General features: G+C 70.6%; 4 protein-coding genes. All 4 read right to left on the bottom strand.

Annotated features, from left to right (window positions below):
- Nucleotides 1–216: 216 nt before the first annotated feature.
- The 4 genes from greB to QHF83_RS53070 all read right to left on the bottom strand — a co-directional run bounded on the left by greB (nucleotide 217) and on the right by QHF83_RS53070 (nucleotide 3116).
- Entirely contained in the window at nucleotides 217–690 is a 474-nt protein-coding gene (gene greB, locus QHF83_RS53085; protein WP_282425844.1) for a transcription elongation factor GreB, read from the bottom strand.
- A gap of 19 nt (nucleotides 691–709) precedes the next feature.
- Complete coding sequence (locus tag QHF83_RS53080) at nucleotides 710–1645, bottom strand: AEC family transporter (RefSeq protein WP_282425843.1); 936 nt, start codon at nucleotides 1643–1645, stop codon at nucleotides 710–712.
- A complete protein-coding gene (locus tag QHF83_RS53075; protein WP_282425842.1) occupies nucleotides 1642–2823 on the bottom strand; it encodes a hypothetical protein in 1182 nt (393 codons plus the stop codon). Before QHF83_RS53075 ends, QHF83_RS53080 begins: the two co-directional genes overlap by 4 nt.
- A 110-nt stretch (nucleotides 2824–2933) precedes the next feature.
- Nucleotides 2934–3116 carry a hypothetical protein gene (locus QHF83_RS53070; RefSeq protein WP_282425841.1) on the bottom strand — a complete coding sequence of 61 codons (183 nt, stop codon included), beginning with the start codon at nucleotides 3114–3116 and terminating at the stop codon, nucleotides 2934–2936.
- Between the last annotated feature and the right edge of the window lie 116 nt (nucleotides 3117–3232).

Here is a 3232-nt window from a genome sequence, read left to right as displayed (position 1 = left end):
CGGCAGCGGGCGCGGGCGCGGCATCGGGGGCAGCAGCCGGCGCGGCCGGGGGCGCCGGCGGGGGGCTCGGCAAGGGCGGAGGCGCCGCGAGCGCTGCAGAGGCGGAGGCGGCGACGAGCGCGAGGGAAGCAAGCGACAAGAAGACACGCGGCGGCATCGATGGCTCCGATCCGTCGCGCGGAACGCAACGACGGAAAACACGGACATCGTATCACCTCACGTGTACTTGACGCTCACGATCTCCATCTCGATGTCACCCGCCGGGCGACGCACCGTCACCACATCACCCGGCCTCTTGCCGAGCAGCGCCCGACCCACCGGCGACTTCCAGCTGATGTGCCCGGTTTTGCTCTCGATCTCGTCCTCGCCGACGATCCGATACGTATGCCGTTTGCCGTCTTCGTCCTCGACCTCGACGGCCGCGCCGAAGAAGACCTTGTCCCCCTTCTGCTCCTTCGGATCCACGACGACCGCGCTCTCGAGCCTTTTGGTGAGGTAATGCATGCGGCGGTCGATCTCGCGCAGCTTCTTCTTGCCGTAGATGTACTCGGCGTTCTCGCTCCGATCGCCCTGCGCCGCCGCGTCCGCGACCTCCTGGACGATCCGCGGTCGGTCCACCGAGCGGAGCCGGCCGAGCTCCTCCGACAGCCGGCGCGCCCCCTCGGGCGTGATGTAGTTCGGGTTCGGCACGGCCGCGACCTTAGCAGGCTCAGGGCCGCGTGGCGTCGATGATCCAGGCGACCAGAGGCAAGGTCGCCATCGAGGCGAGCGACGCGAGTGTGCACACCGCCGCCGCAAGCGGACGATCACACCCCGTGAGCGCGACGATGATCACGCTGGCCAGCGCCGAAGGCATCGCCGACTGGAGCACGGCGACCGTGGCGAGCGGCTCGGACACCGAGAAGACGCGGACGCAGATGAGCGCCACGGCCGGCGCGAAGAGGAGCTTCACCGCGCAGATCGCGATGGCCGGCGCGACGCGGCCCGACAGAGCGCGCACGTCGAGCGAGAGGCCGAGCGAGAGGAACACGAGGTACGTCGTGGTCCGGCCGAGCCCTTCGAGCGTGGTGAGCAAGAACGGCGGGATCGGCAGGTGGAGCGCGTGCACGAGCGCGCCGAGCGGGACGGCGAGGACGAGGGGCTTCTTGAAGATACGGAGCGCGGCTCTCGCGTCGAAGCTCGCGCCGCGGCCGAAGCGCTCGGCATACGCCTGACCCAGGGTCCAGAGCAGGATCGTGGTGATGACGAGGTCGATCATCATCGCCGCCGAGCTCGCGGCCGCGTCGCCCGGGAACAACGTGAGCAGGAGCGGCAACCCAAGGAAGCCCGTGTTGCTGAAGGACGCGACGATCCCCGCGCTGCCGATCGCGCGCGCATCGAGGCCGAAGGCCCGCGCCACGATGGCGCCCACGCCGAGCGCGGCGAGGAGCGCGGTCGCCGACCACGGGAGCACGCGCGCCGCGCCCCACGCCATGCCGTCACGCGCGAGCACGGCGAAGAGGAGCGCCGGCATCGTGACGTCGACGACGAGCCCATTGAGCACGTCGGCCTCGCGCGCGCCGAGGCCCCGCACGCGCGCGAGCACGAAGCCCAGCGCGAGCACCAGCGAGAGCCCCCCGAGGAGCGGACCGAGCGCCTGCGTCATCGTGCGACGGGCGAGACCTTCCCGCACTCGGCGACGAAATCACGCGCCGCCGCCTCGATCGGGCGCGTCGCGCCCTTCGCGTCCTTCCGCGCGTCCCACCCCGTGAGCTTCGCGAGCGCCTCCATCGCGGCTTCCTGCTTCCGCTCCCAGGCGTCCGAGGAGGGCCCCTCGGGACGAGGCGTGTCGAGCAACCCGAGGATCGACGGCACGAGCGATCGTGCCCCGGCGCGGCCGGCGAGCTCCAGATAAGCAGCACGCACCCACCAGGCGTCCTGCGCCGGGGATTCGACCATCGCCGCGAGGAACCGCTCCTCGAAGAGCTTCAGCACGTCGCCCGACGCCGGTTCGTCCTGCCATGGCAGTTTGTCGATGATCTGCCGGATCTCCGCGTCGGCCCGCAGGAGCGGCAGGAACTGGCCCTGGCCGTCGCTGTTGATCGCGTCCGAGTACTTCTTCTCGATCGATCGCCCCGCGGCATCCTCGATACGCACGAGCGCGTGCATGGTCGACGACGAGCCGAACGCCGCGTACCCGGTGAGCCCCGACTTCGGCAGGACCTCGCGGAGCGTCGTCTGGAGCGCCGCGCGCACGAACGGCATTCTCGCGTGCACCGCGTCGGTCGGAACTTTCGCGCGCACGACCTGGAACGGAGGCGTCTTCGGGTTGCTCATGAACGGCGACGACTCGCGGATCCCGATCACGTCGTACGACGCGCCCGCGGGATCCGGGCGGGAGATCTGCACGATCTCGAGCTGGTTGCCGTGCCCGACGCCTCGCTCGTACACGAGCCTCGCAATCGGTTGATCGAGACCATCACACCCGAACGAGACGTCGAGCGTGCTGCCCGGCCGCGTGGGCTTGAACTGCGCCCGCATCTCCGCGGCGACCGAGCTCTCGGCCGCCTTGTCGCTCGCGCGGCACGGGAGCGGCTTGGGCTCCGTCGCAGGCTTCGGCGCCGCCGAGAGCGCCGGAAACGGCCCACCCTTCGCGCATCGGTTCGGCTGCTGCGACTCGGGCGCCTTCGGGATCGCGTCCCCGGCATCGCCCGCGCCTTTCGTCGCGTTCTCCGCAGAACCCGCCGTCGTGGTCACGGGGTTCGCCCCGCCCGCGCCCGGCGCGCCGCCGCACGCCGCGACTCCGAGGACGAGCACGACTCCCACGTGTCTCACGTTCCGCATGGGAGGGTGCGTATCACGACGCTCCGCTCCCGCACAAATGGGAGGTCGAGCTTCGGGTGCAGGCGAGCGCGCGGAGGGCGCGCGAGAGGCACAGAAGAGCGTTCGCGAGCTCAGTCCACCGGAGGCGGCTGGGGCCCCGGGACGATGCCGGCGATGTCCGGATCTTCACCCGGCGCGTGAGTATCGCGCGCGTCCTTTTCCTTGCGACGCTCGAGCTTGTTCGCGGTCTTCTCGCGCTGCTTTTCCTGACGCGCGCGTTCCTTCTGGCGCTTCAGCGCTCCCTGCCTCTGCATGCGGCTTTGCCTTTCGCTTGGGGTTCTGCGCGTCCCGAAGGACGTGGGGGATGTAAAGACGCATCGGCGCGGCGGTGCCTTCCGGCAACCGCCGCGCCGCTCGTGGCCGATCGGCC

This window comes from Polyangium sp. 15x6 (genome assembly GCF_029960785.1).
In the GTDB taxonomy this organism is placed as follows: domain Bacteria; phylum Myxococcota_A; class Polyangia; order Polyangiales; family Polyangiaceae; genus Polyangium.
This window is presented reverse-complemented; position numbering and strand designations above follow the sequence as displayed.

Excerpts from the sequence above, each read along its gene's own strand:
- QHF83_RS53080 (WP_282425843.1), bottom strand. The coding sequence starts at position 1,645 with ATGACGCAGGCGCTCGGTCCGCTCCTCGGGGGGCTCTCGCTGGTGCTC.
- QHF83_RS53075 (WP_282425842.1), bottom strand. The coding sequence starts at position 2,823 with ATGCGGAACGTGAGACACGTGGGAGTCGTGCTCGTCCTCGGAGTCGCG.
- QHF83_RS53070 (WP_282425841.1), bottom strand. The coding sequence starts at position 3,116 with ATGCAGAGGCAGGGAGCGCTGAAGCGCCAGAAGGAACGCGCGCGTCAG.